This window comes from Sapientia aquatica (genome assembly GCF_004358105.1).
GTDB lineage: Bacteria > Pseudomonadota > Gammaproteobacteria > Burkholderiales > Burkholderiaceae_D > Solimicrobium > Solimicrobium aquaticum.
Genome location: NZ_SMYL01000003.1, coordinates 194512 through 210200 on the forward strand (window position 1 = coordinate 194512; position 15689 = coordinate 210200).

A 15689-nucleotide genomic window follows, 5' to 3' on the forward strand; every position below is an offset into this window, starting at 1 on the left:
CTAGCCATCAATGAAAACACCACCACGCTTGCAACCTTTGGTCGAAGAAGGTCTGATTGACGAAGTCATGCGCCAATTGATGAGCGGTAAAGAAGCGACGGTATATGTGGTGCGTTGCGGTGATGAAATTCGCTGCGCCAAGGTCTATAAAGAAGCCAACCAACGCAGCTTTCATCAAGCGGTGGCTTACCAAGAAGGTCGGCGAGTAAAAAATAGTCGCCAAGCGCGCGCGATGGAAAAGGGAACTCGCTTCGGTAAAAAAATGGCGGAAGAAGTTTGGCAAAATGCCGAAGTCGATGCGCTCTATCGACTCGCCGCCGCTGGCGTCACAGTCCCAACTCCCTATGTCTGCTTTGAGGGCGTGTTGTTAATGGATTTAGTCACCGACGCACAAGGCAACGCCGCGCCGCGATTAAACGATGTCGAATTTGATCACGACAAAGCACTTCAATTTCATGCCAAACTGTTGCGCGAAGTGATATTGATGCTCAACGCTGGCGTCATCCACGGCGACCTGTCCGAATACAATATTTTGGTCGATGAACAAGGCCCGGTGATTATCGATTTACCGCAAGCGATCGACGCCGCCGGTAGTAGTGTCGCAGCGAGCATGTTGGAACGCGACGTCACCAATTTGGCTAACTTCTTCGGCACCTTCGCGCCAGAATTAATCGGCAGTCAGTACGGCAAAGAAATCTGGAATTTATATGAAGCCGGAACCCTAACACCCGACTACCCACTCACCGGCAAAGTGCCAGCACCAACCGAGCCGGTCGATGTCGATGCAGTGATCAATGAAATCGAAGTTGCGCGCCTAGAAGAGGAAGATCGCATTCGACGCCAACTCGAGCAGCAAAGCTAATTTGCCACGCTTCAGCTATTAAGCACTTCAATACAATACAAACCCCAAGGACAAGCAAAAAACCGCTGGTTCAAGGGCTTAGCCGCCAACTCAGCAATACGATCCGCATCGTAAATCGCAAACAAAGGCCCAAATCCACCGATCGCCAACAGCTTGCCGTCCAAATGCGTGGCAACGATATAGTTATATTTCTTCGCTTGCGCCCATGTCACCTCAGGCGAATAGCCGTCAATCCCATGAAACACAATCCGCGTCGTATCACTCAACTGCGCCCCAGCGGCGGCAAGCACATCTAACAAACGCGGACCAGTTAATTGATGCGCGCGCTGATCGTATTCCATAGTTGGTTTGATGGTTTGCGCTGGCAACGTCAGCAATTCGGCTAAGCTAAAGGTATGTGCACGCTCAAACCCAATTGCAAATTTATGCATCAGTTGATCAGTAACCGGATTAAGTTTTTCCCGATTCACATGATCTATCGCACCAACAACCGTGAGCACAGTCTGGCCAGCCTCGGGCGCCTTATTCAAGGCATCTGCGGTATTGATCCGACTCGCTGCAACTAAGCCTGCAATACTTGTTAAGAACCGACGTTTATTCATTTCGCCCCCAATCAATTCACGACAATCAATGAGTCACGCCATCGCGTTGGATGACTTTGACAAACGTTAGAAAGAGAATCTTAATGTCCAAAGTAAAGCTGCGGTGTTCAAGATAGTACGCATCCAACATCACCTTTTGCGGAATCGGTAATTCATCCCGCCCATTTATTTGCGCCCAACCAGTCAATCCCGGTACCAAGGTATGCACTTGGTAGTTGGTACGCAATTCAATCAAATCGTCCTGATTAAACAAAGCCGGACGCGGCCCGACAAAACTCATATCACCGCACAAAATACTCCACAACTGCGGCAATTCATCCAAACTTGATTTACGTAAAAACGAGCCAATTGGCGTCAAATATTGATCTGGATTGGTGAGCAAATGGGTCGCTACTGCAGGCGTATTAATCTGCATGGTTCTGAACTTGGGCATGCGGAAAATTTTATTGTTGCGCCCTACGCGATTCGACCAATACACGGCTGGCCCGGCAGACGTCGCCTTAACAAAGACCGCGACCAATAGAATTGGTATGAGCAAAATTAGTCCGGCAGCTATAGCCAAAAGCAGATCAAAAAGGCGTTTCATCGTCATCTTTTCATTTAATTTAATCATCCATCAGCACAATTAGCGATCTCGAAACATTGCATGCGTTTTATTTATCGTTAGCGAACATGCGCTGATAAAACATCCGCATCTCGTTGACGATAATTGGCTGGCTAAAATAATCCGAAGCTCTTGTGCGTGCCTTCATTGCCAATTGCGAGCGGCGCTTTTTATCCGTCACAATTTTAAATAACGCGTCTTGAATTGCTACGACATCCTTCACCTCATGTAGCAAGCCAGTTTCACCGTTTTCGATGGCATCGGTCACGCCATATATGTTTGATGCCACCGCCGGCAGGCCAACTGCAGCGGCCTCAATGATGACCGAACCAAAACCCTCGCGGTAACTAGGCAGACAAAATATGTCCGCACTCGCCATATAATTTTCAGGTTCGGCTGTATAGCCCACCCTACGATAATTGGATAAGGCATCATTGTGCGCTAGAATTTTTTGAACTGCACAATCCATTTCAGCTTCGTCAGGACCAACTAACAATAAATAGGTGGTCGGCACGCGCAGCCATAAATGGGCGAACGCTTGAGCCAAATCCAATATGCCTTTGTCAGGATTCAAGCGCCCCAAAAATAGCAAAACAATCGCCTCTTCCGGAATCGCTAATTGTTCACGAATAGCTCCCCTTGCGACCGAATTAGGGCGAAACCGCTGCATATCCACACCGCAGACAGATCCATTTCCCAAGACGTGGATTTTATGGCTTGGGACAATCTTATTGTCGATCAAGAACTGCCTTTGAGAAAAACTATCGGTCAGTAAATTCGTCGCACATGCGGCAATCAACCGATCCAACATCTTCAACAACTGGCGTCCCAAACCAGTCTTATTGGCCCAAACCTGTCCGGTAAAAGTGTGGATGCGATTTGGCACGCGAGATCCGAATGCCGCCAACATTGCCAGCAAACCAGCTTTTGGCATCAACGAATGGACGGCGTCAAATTTGTGTACTTTAAAAATCCTATACAACCGCCACAAGGCACTCAAATCGCTGCGTAATGAAATCGGACGCGCAATGTTTACATCAATGATGCGAATGTGATCACCGATAATTAATGCGCCCTCTGCTGCGCTTTGATTGGCGATTAAGGTTACATCGTATTTTTCAGCAAGCATCTGAATATGCGCCAGCATAAATACGCGTAATGCAAATGGCACCGTAGCAACGATGCAAACTTTTTTGCGGGCTGTCATCGGTCGAACATCACTGGAATTGAGCTAGGAATAGAACGACGCGGAGTAAATCCCAAAACTGCATCGAGCTTATCCGTTGGGTAACTAGCCTTGTTAATTAAGGCGTTAATTCTATCTTGGGTTAAGGGTACCTTAATGACTAAAGAGAGCACCGCGACTAAGGCACGCAACGGTAATTCGGGAATACATAGGGTGGGCGGCTTTACGCCTGCATGCGTGGCCACGGCGTTGACGATATCGGCAAAGGAACAATCATTCGATAAATTAAAGACCTGTCCGCGTGCGCGCTCATCGGTTCCGCACAACATCAAGGCGTCAACCACATCGTCAACGTGAACATAGGTGGCAATTGCATCCCTAGTGCCAATATAAAAAAATAACTTTTTCTCAATCATTGTGATTAATGCCCGAATCGAGCCATTGCTCATGGTTGGCCCAATAACATTGGATGGCCGCAAAATAGAGTAAGAAAACAACGGCTCGGTGCTGGCAAACTGCACGATCAATTGATCCGATTCGGCCTTGGTGACTTCATATTCACCCACCGGCTGTAAGGGGGAAGATTCGGTAATTTGCACTGCCTTAGTTGCATTCGACAGGCCGCCGTACACCCCTACGCTACTTAACTGCACCCAATGCAACGGCGCTTGATTGCGCCGGAAATGCGCTCTTAACTCATCGAGCAAACGCAACGTTCCGTCAACATGCAAGGCCCGCATTGTCGATTCATCCGATAGTTGTCCAGCACAATGATAAAAAACATCGACCCCCTCAAATACGCCATCGAGTGCACTAGACGCATCCGTTAAGTCAGCTACGAAGTAAGTGTGTTGATCTGTGGTCTTGGGATGCCTCGACAATAGACGAAGCGAAGCACCGCTAGCTTGCAGCGTTCTTAGTAATACTGCACCGATAAATCCGGCCGAGCCCGAAATGCCGATAGTCATAGTTGGTTAGATTTATAGATGAAATTGTGCCCGAATGGAGTCTAGAGATCTCAGCACCCTTTTGCAACTCAGATAGCTAGCGAATTTTCACAGCGGGACCAACCATCGAACGTACTTTGATCGTTTCAACAAACTTACTCAATCTAAAATAAGCGATATTTTTAGCGAGGAATGAAAATGAATTCCAACTCAGTTTATGGTCATTTTTAAACGACATGGCAATATTGACTAACTGATGTGCATACAAATCAGCTCTGAATTGAGGGTATTGCTCAAAATAGTCGCTGACATGTTTGATGATAATGCCGTAGGACTTGGCGCGCCCCGCGCGGCTCGCCAAATACGCGCTACCCGACGGATTACAGCGGTAATCCAAATAAATCGTGTTGATATACGCTGCTACACCGCCATCAGCTACGAATTCAAAAGCAAAAAACCACTCCATAAACTCTTGTTTGAACTCGATCGTTTTACGCGCAGAGCGGCGATACATATAGGTACCGTGGGCGGCAATCGTACCCCAACGTGCCAACTGCTGCGGCGAGATAACTACGAGCGGAGCGGAAAATAATTTGCCTGTATCCGATTCATACGTTCTGTCATCGTTGAAATATCGGGAACGGTGAAACACAATATTGCAGTCTGAATTATTCTCCATAACGTCTACTTCAGCCTGCAATTTGCCGGGCAACATAATGTCATCGCCATCGATGTGAGCAACGTATTTGCCCTTGGCACGCTTATGCGCTGACATATAATTCTTCGCTGCACCAACATTAACTTTGTTTAGGAATAGCTTGAATTTCTCAGGATGGGCACACGCGATTTCTTCGATTATTAGCGGCGTACTGTCAGGCGAGCAGTCATCGGAGACGATAATTTCATAATCAAAATCAACCTGTTGATTGAGAATACTGTGCAAGCAATCGGCGATATAAGCCTCTTGCTTATAACAAGAAACAATCACCGATAATGTCAATTCTGGTTCCACAACATCACCTTATTATTCAGTTTTTTGTTGGATGCGAAGACTAAGTCGACCATAGACCGTGAGTCCAGTTAAGCAAACCAAAAAATATAAAAAATTAGAAAAAGCATAGATCACAAACACGTTTTCAACCTGTCCAGATCGAATCGCTAGCAACGCCAATCCCAAATACAAGCCCGTTTGAACAAATTCACCCAAAATGTAAAGTGTCGATTTTGCTTTAGCAACGATCAAAAATCCAATCACATAGGACAAAATTTTAAAAAAATCGCCAATCAATTGGTATAAAACATAGTTCGCAGGAATAACAAATTCCTTCGAAAAAATAATCAGAAATACGTAATAGCGCATTACATAGACAACCACCGCAATCACAATAAATGCTCCACCCACGCCAAGCAAATATTTCACAACGTGATTAAAGCTTTTTCTGCGATCAGTAATACTTGATAAAACAGGCATGTAATAGGCCGCCAAAAACATCGTAAAAAATCCAATGTAGACAGCAGACAAGCGCATCAAACTTTGCCATAAACCCGTTTCTTGCCATCCAAAATATTGAGCAATTAGACTTCTTACAAAAATCTCTGCCAGGGGCAGAGTCGCTAAAGACACCATTTGCATCGAGCTAAACCGCGCAATATGTTTAAAATCAAGGCGATTAAAACGTAGCTTAATTTTTTGCAAAAGATCCAAGCGCATGACAGCGATCAAGGAGGGGATTAACAAACAGGCATTGATCACCGCCAACCCAACTACTGCACCAACGAATCCATATTGCAGAATACAAAAACACGAAATCGGCAAACCAAGCGCCGTGCCCACAATACTAATTTTTGCGAACTTTACGGTTTCAGTTAGACCGTTGATAATCCCATTACAAAAACTCACCACACCGTAAGCGAACTGAATAAACGCCAAAAAAACAATCAAAGAACCATATTGATCAGTATCGAACAGTAGCAACGAAATCTGGCGCTCAAACAGGCTGAGCACCAAACAAACTAAAACAGAAAAAAGTAGGGAATAGGCGCCAGCACAAGATAAAAAGGTATTCAAGCGTGATGGGCTGCCTTTATATTCGGCGACATATTTGACAATGCCGTTCAATATTCCCCCGCCCGCTAGGACGCTGAGCACAGAAATCAAACTCATAAAATGACCGAGTCGGCCAAAACCTTCTGTGCCGAGAGAAACGGCAATCATCTTAATGACAATCAGCCCACTCAACATACGCGCAGCTTGCGCTGTCGCTGTTGAGGTGGAGGCTTTTAACCAGTTCATTAACGACTTAAGGTTTAAGAACAGAAACAACCAAACGACAAATTTCATCAATCTGGTCGTCTGCTAATTCAACATACAGCGGCAGGCGTATTAAATGATCGGCATATCGATCACAATTTATCAATTTGCGTCCGTCGTGCTTATCCGAATAATAAGGGCTGGTATGCAACGACAAATAATGAAATACAGCCAAGATTTGATGCTCTTTTAGTTTAGCAATAACGGCCGAACGAATATCGAGAGTTGGACAAATCAAATAAAACATGTGAGCGTTATTGGTTGCAAAGTCTGGCAACGTTGGCAGCAGCACATCACTGGGTAAATTTGCCTTCATAAAATTACCCCAATACCGCTGCCATACGCGCATGCGCTCGCGTTGGATCGATTCGAGGTGCTCTAATTGCGCGAATAAAAAAGCAGCCAATAAATCAGAAGGCAAAAATGAAGACCCAATATCCACCCAACCATACTTATCGACTTCCCCCCTAAAAAACGATGAGCGATTGGTTCCCTTTTCGCGAATAATCTCGGCCCGATGAATGTAGCGCTCGTCATTAATCACGAGCAAGCCGCCTTCGCCACAGACAATATTCTTCGTTTCATGAAACGAGAACGCTGCCAAGGCGCCGATTGACCCTAGCGGGCGGCCTTTATAGAACGAATCAACGGCCTGCGCTGCATCTTCAACAACGGGAATATTAAGCGGGGCAGCCAACTCCAAAATGCGATCCATATCACAGGCAATACCAGCGTAATGCACAACCACAATGGCGCGCGTACGCGGCGTAATCAATTTTGCGATTTCTTCAGGATCAACGTTGGGATGGTTCGGCAAGCTATCGGCAAATTTGATCGTCGCACCGCGCAGCACAAAAGCATTGGCGGTCGAAACAAAGGTGTAGGAAGGAATAATGACTTCATCGCCCGCGTGAATGTCGAGCAAGATCGCGCACATCTCTAGGGCATCGGTGCAAGAAGTGGTTAGTAGCGCCTTTTTAAATCCGTATTCACGCTCAAACCAAGCATGGCATTTTTTGGTGAAATCACCGTCGCCTGAGAATTTTCTACTGGCTAAAGCTAAGGAAATATTGTGCTGCTCGCTACCGGTGAGATACGGTTTGTTGAATGGGATCATGCTGAGAACCATTTATGAAAAGTATAAAAGCTGTACGATGGTTCAAAACCTTGCCGACACCACACTTTTTGTACTGAGTCGTTGGTCACTTGAGTTGAAACAATGATTTGTTGGATGCTATTTTCTACCGCCCAATTCTTCACTAACGAGACCAAGGAAGAATAATGGCCGTGTTTTTGAAAATCAGGATCAACTCCATTGAGCACGATCTCTGCAACGCGCTTGACGGGATCGATCACTTTAACCGTGATAAATCCGATCATCGCATCCGATTGGGAAAGCAAAAATACGACATCGGCAACGGCAGAATTTAGACAAGAATTGGCTGCCCAAGATGAGTACACCAAATCGCAATCCGACTTATTCAGACGTTGATCGGCGTGATAGTGACCTTTGTAATTGGTAAAAATTTTAGCGGCTAATTTTTCAAGCAACTCTGCATCGCCCGGAGTGGCAAGCCTCCAACTGCATATCTGAGGGAGCGTCAATTGGCTAGCAACGATTTTATTATTTGCAAAATAGACCAACGTATCCGTTAGAAAAAAACCAGCACGCTCCATGTTTTGCACGGAGTAGATATCGTCGGTCTTGATCCGCGCGATCAACAACTCGACCTGTTGAGTCTCACACCAAGTCAACACTTGCGATAAATCTTGTCCTGGCTCGATATTGATTTTGGCGGTGACTTTTCCGAATCGCTGATGATCGAGTTGCGAGAGCGTGATGTTCATCTTGTCGTTTTTATTTTATTTATTCGATTTGAGATTACTTGTAAACTGAATGAAACTAGTTTGCGATTTATTTAGGTAGATCAATCGCTGTCAATTCAAACCTACGCGGCGCAAAACCAAAATTCTGCTTGGCGTCATCATGATCAAAAACCATATTGGCATTCATCCGCTCCGCCATTGCGCCTGACCACTTTCGGTAATGCGGCAGAACGCGCACCAACTTCACGCCCAAGTTAAACATCCACAAGGGGATAGAGATCAAGCGCGGAGATCTGCCTAGCACCGCAAAAATCCGCTTAACCATGTCGCGATAGGTCAGTACTTCAGCACCAGAAATATTGTATCCACGGTTAGCAACAGAAGATGAGCGCAACGCGGCAAAACATGCCCCAGCGACATCCTGTGCATGAATCGGCTGACGCAGCCCAGAGGCATCCCCAAGCAACGGAAAAAATCCAAACCGACGAATGAAACGCGCGATCTCGCTAATATTTTTATCCAATCCAAATCCGTAAATTAATGTCGGCCTTAAAACCACCCATTCAATCCCACGCGTTTCGGCCCAAGCCTGCAGGCGCGCTTCGGATTCTACCAAGGACTTTGCTAAGTCACGCTCTTTTGGATCAGAAGAATTTTCTTTGGTAAAACAGCTAGTGGAAGAGAGCGCCACGACCCGCCGCGCGCCGTAAGCTTCAAGCATTGGGAAGTACTCGGGCAGAACCGCAATCGGCGCTAAGCAAATCCAAAAGGGTATCCAGACTTCAAAATTGTCCGGTTGGGCAACGCCGTCCCCAATCGTTTGCCATTTAACGCTGCCAGCAGGTCGCACGCTATTGCGCCGAGAAAAAGCGACAATCGAGCGATTAGCCTGCTCTAATTCCGGCAACAAGTAGGTGCCAACAAAACTGGTCGCGCCCAACAGTCCAACAACTTGCGAGCGGTGATCCTCAATCTCACTCATGTTTATCCTTTTTCGCAGCAAGAGAGTTCTTAAATTGCTGGGTTGGCTGCTGAACTGCAATTACTCCAAAGCGCAACCATACGCCGATAGAGACCAACCACATTAACGCACCAGGATATTGATGGCGAAAGAACTTGCGATAAAACCGTATCATTCCCTTATGCTTGTGATATTCGACGAAAAGCTTTTTATTATCACCGCAGACGCCTTGGGCATGGGTAATTTTTGCACTCGGCACAAACATAATCTTCCAGCCTTTTTGCCTAAAACGCATGCACCAATCCAAATCTTCGCAATGCAAAAAATAACCCTCATCCCATAGCCCCACGTCTTCCATCACGTCACGCCGCACCATCATGCAGGCACCAGAAATAGCCTCAACCTCGATCGGCTCAGTCGGCAAAGGCTCTTTGTGCATATGGAAATCGTAAAACAATTTCGGCCAGCGCTTGGCCAAATGCGAAAGACCAAAGCCCCGCACAAATGAGCGCCAAGGCGTTGGGATAGCGCGGCGACCGCCGGGCTGTTCGCTATCATCGAGATTAACCAGCAAGCCACCAACCATCCCCACCTGCGGCCCCTGCAATAAAACGTCCATAAGATTAACCAAGGCGGCAGGCTTAAACGTACAGTCGGGATTTAGAAAAAGAAGCACTGGCGCAGTGGTGCTATTGACACCTTGATTGCAGGCGGTTGCAAAACCTAAATTGGAGTTATTTCGAATAATTCGCACGGATGGCATCTCCGTCAACGGCACGAGGCTGTCATCTACCGATGCATTGTCAACAACTACTATTTCTTTTTCGAGTGGACAGTGTTCAAGCGAATCAATACAGGCTTTCAAGTGATAGCCTGCGTTGTAGTTGACGATAATGACGGAAACTTTGGGATTCTTTGGTCGCATGGGAGCGTATTTTATTTGGCGCGATATCGGCAGAATGGATTAGGGAAAAACTAGGATTTTTAAAAGAATGATGTTAACACCCGGGTTTAAAAGTGACCAAGAAACAATCGACCTGAATTGTCGCACTTTATTGCAAAAGAAATGTATTTCGTTTAGTCAAAATTCATCGCTTTTAACAAAATTAGACGAGGCGCATGGCCGATTCAAGCTAATTTAGATGTACTTTCAACCATAAAACCCTGTAACGCTAACTGCAAATAAACCATATTCGTTTGCGACTTGTAGCATTAACGTCTTTAACCTCTGGCATCTGAGCTTTGGGTAAAACCTGCGGTTAGAAGTTACCTTGAGTAGGTACTGTAAATGCAAACTTTTTAAAAAGCCGTAAAGACAGCGCGCAGCACCCAATATAAAATGTCGACGATCCTAAATTAGCGCTAGGCAATTAGTTTTAAAGTCGTCTAGTTTCTTATTAAAATCCGGGACGAGTTTCGCACGCCGTTGAACCTCTAAGTTGACTGCTGCGAGCAAGCGTAAATCTAACTGATTCATTCGCAACAACTGGTCGTAGATTTGGTCGCCACAAAGTGCCTTGATCTCGCTCAATCGATCTTCAAGATTGGATTTTTTGTTAGCGGCCACATTTTGTGGCTTATAAGTTAAGTCGAGCTTATTCCAAGCAGGATGTAGAAAGTATCGACCAACAACAAGACTTTCATCAAACATCTCCAACGAGCCAAGCAACGCCATCTTAAGAATTTTACTTCTTGCCAATTCCAAATCACTTTCTCCAGGAGGGCGGTAGTATTTACCTTGATTGGCCAGGATATTCACCTGAGCGTCATTAATTTGATGTGGGTGGAATTCAAGCAAAAATTTTAAAAATCGCCTAGGCTCATATTATGGGATGCGCTTTCTACTTCATTGCTAGGGTGCGGCAGCTTTCGATAATAATCATAAATTGAGCGCAGCCGATCTATTGGATGTCGAACGAAAACAATATCAAAAAAAACATACGGTTCATATTCAAAGATTTGGCCGCACAAATGGTGACTAGATACAGCAATAAGATTCTGCTTTTCATGCAGAAAATTGAAAAGCATACTTTCTGTGATTCTCCACGACGAACTATCGATCTCAATGCTGCCAAAGTCATGTTGAAAATTTCGTTCCAAAATCCAGTCTATTGTGCTTCCGGCATTTTTAAATATGTGATGATGAAGAAAAATTCGACGTGTCATATTATAAATTCTTTTAAGAAGTATATTAAATTAGCAATTTAGTTTTAAGACTTGGCTTGTCTAGAAGGAAAACAGATATTTAGATGCAGTCAATTATTACTTCTTTTACACTAACCGCGCTTCGGTTGGGTATCTTTATATATAGATCTATAGTCGTTAAAATTTCACATGGCAAAAAAAGCAAACCTGCAGAGCAATTAGTGTTTAAATCTCGTGACAACAAGCTTATCAACGATCACTGCCACCCAATTTTATAGTACAACTTCAAATCAATAATCTATCAATTTGTAAAAGCTGCAAGCCAAGTTCTTACTGCGGTGAGCCTGCCTCGCTGGGTCTAACGAGTTGTATCCAAATTCAAATACCCGATATACAGTGACTTATTTGAATATAATCATGCCTTTCATAGAACCGTGCCGGATCAGGTAACGATCACTAATGCATTCAATAATTAAACAATCGCCTTGTATATTTTTAGTTGAGGTTTAATGAACAACCACAATAAGCCTCACCTAGCCCGCAATACACCGAACAGATTTATCATAAAACTCAAATCATGGATACGAGCAAATGGTCGCGCCATTTACTTAGCACTCCCCATAACTGAGCGCCAGAAACTCTCCATCACGTTTTTAATTTATAGATTTGCTGGCCCTCTCTTCAGCGGCATGGTTCATTACGAAGTTTGGAAGCGCAGCCAAACCAACGGGCCGCTTGCAAAACTAACCACCGGAGTGATACCGCAAGAGGATATTCCATCCACACTACGAACTATAACGTTTGAGCACCATCAGGCGCCGCTCGTCTCAATCATTATCCCCACGTACGGCAATTTGCCGATCACATTAACCTGCTTGCGATCGATTTATCAAAATCTGCCGAAGGCAACCATCGAAATTATCGTACAAGAGGATTGCTCATCTGATCCGGAGATCGACCAACTCAGCAAAATAGCTGGAATTCGCTACATCAAAAACAGTGTCAATTTGGGATTTTTGCGATCCTGCAATACATCTATCGACGAGGCCCGCGGTCGTTATATTTACTTCCTGAATAACGACACAGAAGTAACCGAAGGTTGGCTGGATCGTATGTTAGACGTGTTCAAGGAATTTCCAAATTGTGGCATGGTGGGATCCAAGCTTGTGTATCCAGACGGCCGACTTCAAGAAGCAGGTGGGATTATTTGGAATGATGCTTCAGCGTGGAATTTCGGCAAGATGCAGGATCCTGATTTGTCAGGATTTAATTATGTTCGAGAGTGCGATTACAGCTCGGGCGCATCCCTATTAATCACACGCGAACTGTTTAATCGCGTTGGCAGATTTGATGAAAGATACGCACCGGCCTATTGTGAAGATAGTGATTTGGCCTTCGCCGTACGGGAAGCTGGCTATAAGGTCTACTACCAACCTGCGTCAGTTGTGATTCATTATGAAGGGGTATCGAATGGGACTAACACTTCAAGTGGCATCAAAGCCTACCAAGTAATCAACATTAAACGATTGCGAGAGAAGTGGTCCGCGACTTTAGCGACATTCCACTTCAACAACGGCGAGAGCGTTTTTCTGGCAAAAGGCAGAACTCGAACACGTAAAACTATCATGATCATTGATCATTATGTCCCGCAACCCGATCGCGATGCAGGTAGCAGGACAATGGACATGATCATCAAACTATTGAAAGAACACGACTTTGATATTAAGTTTTGGTCGATGAATCCTTGGTTTGATCCTCAATATACGCCGCGACTCCAACAAGCCGGCATTGAGGTGTTTTACGGCCTCGAGTACATGGGGAAATTCACCGATTGGGTAAGAGAAAATGGTAAATTCATTGACGTATTCCTGCTTTCAAGACCTGCAGTTGCTATTGAATTTATCAATCCCATTCGCGCATGCACCAAATCCAAAATACTTTACTATGGACATGACATCCACCACTTAAGAATGTATAGCCAGCTTGAGACTGATCCGAGCAATAAAAAAATAGCCAAGGAAGCGGCTGCGCTAGAACGACTTGAGACAGATATTTGGGTACGGGTTGACGTAGTCATGTACCCATCAAAGGATGAAACTGATTTCGTCGAGAACTACCTTTCATCGAATTGCAAAACGGAAGTTTCTGTTGTTACCCTGCCTCCATACGCGTTTGAATTTAAAGATGAAGTTGCTTCCACCTCCCCTAACGATCGATCGGATATTTTATTCGTCGCTGGTTTCGGACATCCGCCAAACATCAGTGCCGCTATCTGGTTTGTAAATAATGTTTGGCCAATTCTGAAGGCGAACCATCCAAACCTAAAACTTCAATTGGTCGGCTCAAATCCGTCACCGGAAGTTATGGCGCTAGCATCAAGCAATATCAACGTCCCGGGATTTGTCACCGATGAAGAGCTATTCAACTATTATCAAAATGCGAGAGTTGTTGTGGCACCGCTGTTATACGGCGCTGGGATAAAGGGTAAGGTAGTGGAAGCCATGTTTCATGGAGTTCCCGTCGTTACAACGCTAGCAGGTGCTCAAGGCCTCAGTGATGCCGGGCCCGCGCTATTAGTTAGCAACGATCCGAAAACACAGGCGTCGCACATTCAGAGGCTGTTGATTGACGATATTTATTGGCTTGAAATATCAGCAGCATCGTCTTCATTTGTGAAGGAATATTTTACGCATTCAAATGCTTGGAAGCAGTTGGAAAGAGTTTTGTAGACTGGCAACGAACACTTCGGAATTTTATTTAATTTGGCCACGGACAACGTGAAATGCACCGGAGTGGAAGTGCCGGTGCTAATTTATCGACTAGGATGGCTGTATATTCTTAGGTTTATTTTTTGAAAATTCGTACATTAATCGAGCCAATAGATCGAATTTTCATAATCGCTGGATTTTGAGACCAGTCTTTTGCAGTAAATTCCCTTCCAAGCTTTAATGCTGGCTTCTCAACCAAATACCAAGAAAATATTCCTAAAATTAGGGCTATGATCATAGAGACTATCTGATTGCCATGAACGCCAATATTGGGCAACGAAGCATGCACGCACTGCTGAACTAAGAAACCATACAAGTACACTCCGTATGACGCATCAAATGGCAACTTCAGATGCGCGACAGTAAATGGGAGTGAACCTAAATAAATTGAAGTATAAAAAAACGCCAAATAAAACGAAATGATATGCGCTCGATTTTCACTTAAACACATAACAAGTAACCATAACAGGGCGACCAATCGTATATCGAGGATGATGTTTTTTTTATTTACCGCAAACAGCACGCCTATCGAGAAGCATGCTGGCAAAAGGACAGCATCGGGATTTCGGGAAAAATAAGGTAAATAATGCGGTGCAAAGAAGGCGACAACAATTACGCTCAAAAAAATCAAGTTAGAAATAATGCGGCGAGAAAAAACACCAATGGCACAGAAAACCGCAACATATACATAGCAAACAAATTCAAAATTTAGAGTCCACAACGCTCCATTCAAGCCAAATTCGCTATCGTCAAGAACTGTGGGCAATTTCCATTGCAAGCGAAACAATCCTAAATTTTTAGTGAGGTAAGTCCAAGTAGACTTCTGAAGAAAATAATCGGGCAGTGAGCCGTTTGTGTATATTGGTCCGACGATGAGAATGGTGAATAGTAAGCATACTAATAGCGCAGGATAAATTCGAAATAATCTACGAGCGATAAACTTCATTGGCTCCGGGCGATTAATAATACTTTCAGTCACGAGAAGACCACTCAAAAAAAAGAAAAACTTAACGGCTAAAGAACCAGAATAGTCGAAATGCAATACGGAGAGAACCCAATCTTGAAGCGGCGGTTGCGGAGAAATGGGATACGCATGACCAACAATTACCGCGAATGCCGCCATCAGTCGCAGAAGATCAAAGTTATTGCTATTTTTAAAAATAGCAATCGACAATATATTTTTCGATTTCTTATTGCATTGATCGACAATCAAAATTTCGCATCCTGTTTTTTGTATTGGTGATTATGGCGTCAACTAGGACCAACAAATGTTGTCACATTGGTTACATCTTGATGGGTGCGTTAGCATTATTGTCGTTCACTTCAAAGATACTTTTCAAATTAGCATATCACCTGGCAGTAAGTAGTATAAAAGAATTCAAATTAAACTCGACTTATCCGCTAGGTTCAGCACTAACATCTTAAAGCTGAGAAATGCAACAGTGCGCAGTTCCAACAAAAAAATAACAATATAAT

15 protein-coding genes are annotated in these 15689 nt (G+C 44.5%); 2 read left to right on the plus strand and 13 right to left on the minus strand.

All coding sequences use genetic code 11. The annotated features are described in order from the left end of the window. The first annotated feature begins 10 nt into the window (after window positions 1-10). Complete coding sequence (locus E2I14_RS08565; protein ID WP_133327461.1) at window positions 11-862, plus strand: PA4780 family RIO1-like protein kinase; 852 nt, start codon at window positions 11-13, stop codon at window positions 860-862. Between the two features lie 11 nt (window positions 863-873). Here the strand turns inward: E2I14_RS08565 and E2I14_RS08570 are convergent, their stop codons facing one another. The 12 genes from E2I14_RS08570 to E2I14_RS19970 all read right to left on the minus strand — a co-directional run bounded on the left by E2I14_RS08570 (window position 874) and on the right by E2I14_RS19970 (window position 11466). Further along, entirely contained in the window at window positions 874-1464 is a 591-nt protein-coding gene (locus tag E2I14_RS08570; protein WP_133327463.1) for a molybdopterin-dependent oxidoreductase, read from the minus strand. Window positions 1465-1489: 25 nt separating this feature from the next. Further along, on the minus strand, window positions 1490-2050 hold the full coding sequence (locus tag E2I14_RS08575; RefSeq protein ID WP_133327465.1) for a sugar transferase: 561 nt from the start codon (window positions 2048-2050) through the stop codon (window positions 1490-1492). A 67-nt stretch (window positions 2051-2117) separates the two neighbouring features. After that, a complete protein-coding gene (locus E2I14_RS08580) occupies window positions 2118-3275 on the minus strand; it encodes a glycosyltransferase family 4 protein (RefSeq protein ID WP_133327467.1) in 1158 nt (385 codons plus the stop codon). Beyond that, complete coding sequence (locus E2I14_RS08585; protein ID WP_133327469.1) at window positions 3272-4222, minus strand: NAD-dependent epimerase/dehydratase family protein; 951 nt, start codon at window positions 4220-4222, stop codon at window positions 3272-3274. Before E2I14_RS08585 ends, E2I14_RS08580 begins: the two co-directional genes overlap by 4 nt. Window positions 4223-4298: 76 nt before the next feature. Next, window positions 4299-5213: a glycosyltransferase family 2 protein gene (locus tag E2I14_RS08590; protein WP_133327471.1), complete on the minus strand. Its 915-nt coding sequence runs from the start codon at window positions 5211-5213 to the stop codon at window positions 4299-4301. Window positions 5214-5225: 12 nt separating this feature from the next. Then, on the minus strand, window positions 5226-6494 hold the full coding sequence (locus tag E2I14_RS08595; RefSeq protein WP_165967798.1) for an O-antigen translocase: 1269 nt from the start codon (window positions 6492-6494) through the stop codon (window positions 5226-5228). Window positions 6495-6501: 7 nt separating this feature from the next. Beyond that, complete coding sequence (gene rffA / locus E2I14_RS08600; protein WP_133327475.1) at window positions 6502-7629, minus strand: dTDP-4-amino-4,6-dideoxygalactose transaminase; 1128 nt, start codon at window positions 7627-7629, stop codon at window positions 6502-6504. Then, entirely contained in the window at window positions 7626-8360 is a 735-nt protein-coding gene (locus E2I14_RS08605; RefSeq protein ID WP_133327477.1) for a GNAT family N-acetyltransferase, read from the minus strand. The genes rffA and E2I14_RS08605 overlap by 4 nt, the downstream gene beginning before the upstream one ends. Before the next feature lie 67 nt (window positions 8361-8427). Then, complete coding sequence (locus tag E2I14_RS08610; protein ID WP_133327479.1) at window positions 8428-9321, minus strand: NAD-dependent epimerase/dehydratase family protein; 894 nt, start codon at window positions 9319-9321, stop codon at window positions 8428-8430. Further along, window positions 9314-10225: a glycosyltransferase family 2 protein gene (locus E2I14_RS08615; protein WP_133327481.1), complete on the minus strand. Its 912-nt coding sequence runs from the start codon at window positions 10223-10225 to the stop codon at window positions 9314-9316. Before E2I14_RS08615 ends, E2I14_RS08610 begins: the two co-directional genes overlap by 8 nt. Window positions 10226-10651: 426 nt before the next feature. Further along, entirely contained in the window at window positions 10652-11059 is a 408-nt protein-coding gene (locus E2I14_RS08620; RefSeq protein ID WP_133327483.1) for a hypothetical protein, read from the minus strand. A 44-nt stretch (window positions 11060-11103) separates the two neighbouring features. After that, window positions 11104-11466: a sulfotransferase family 2 domain-containing protein gene (locus tag E2I14_RS19970; RefSeq protein WP_133327485.1), complete on the minus strand. Its 363-nt coding sequence runs from the start codon at window positions 11464-11466 to the stop codon at window positions 11104-11106. Window positions 11467-11954: 488 nt separating this feature from the next. Here E2I14_RS19970 and E2I14_RS08630 point away from each other — a divergent pair, with 488 nt between their 5' ends. Further along, the gene (locus tag E2I14_RS08630; protein WP_133327487.1) at window positions 11955-14174 is read left to right on the plus strand and encodes a glycosyltransferase; all 2220 of its coding nucleotides are present in this window, start codon (window positions 11955-11957) and stop codon (window positions 14172-14174) included. A gap of 115 nt (window positions 14175-14289) precedes the next feature. On the opposite strand, the gene E2I14_RS08635 is transcribed toward E2I14_RS08630, so the two are convergent. Continuing rightward, on the minus strand, window positions 14290-15426 hold the full coding sequence (locus E2I14_RS08635; RefSeq protein WP_133327489.1) for an acyltransferase family protein: 1137 nt from the start codon (window positions 15424-15426) through the stop codon (window positions 14290-14292). Between the last annotated feature and the right edge of the window lie 263 nt (window positions 15427-15689).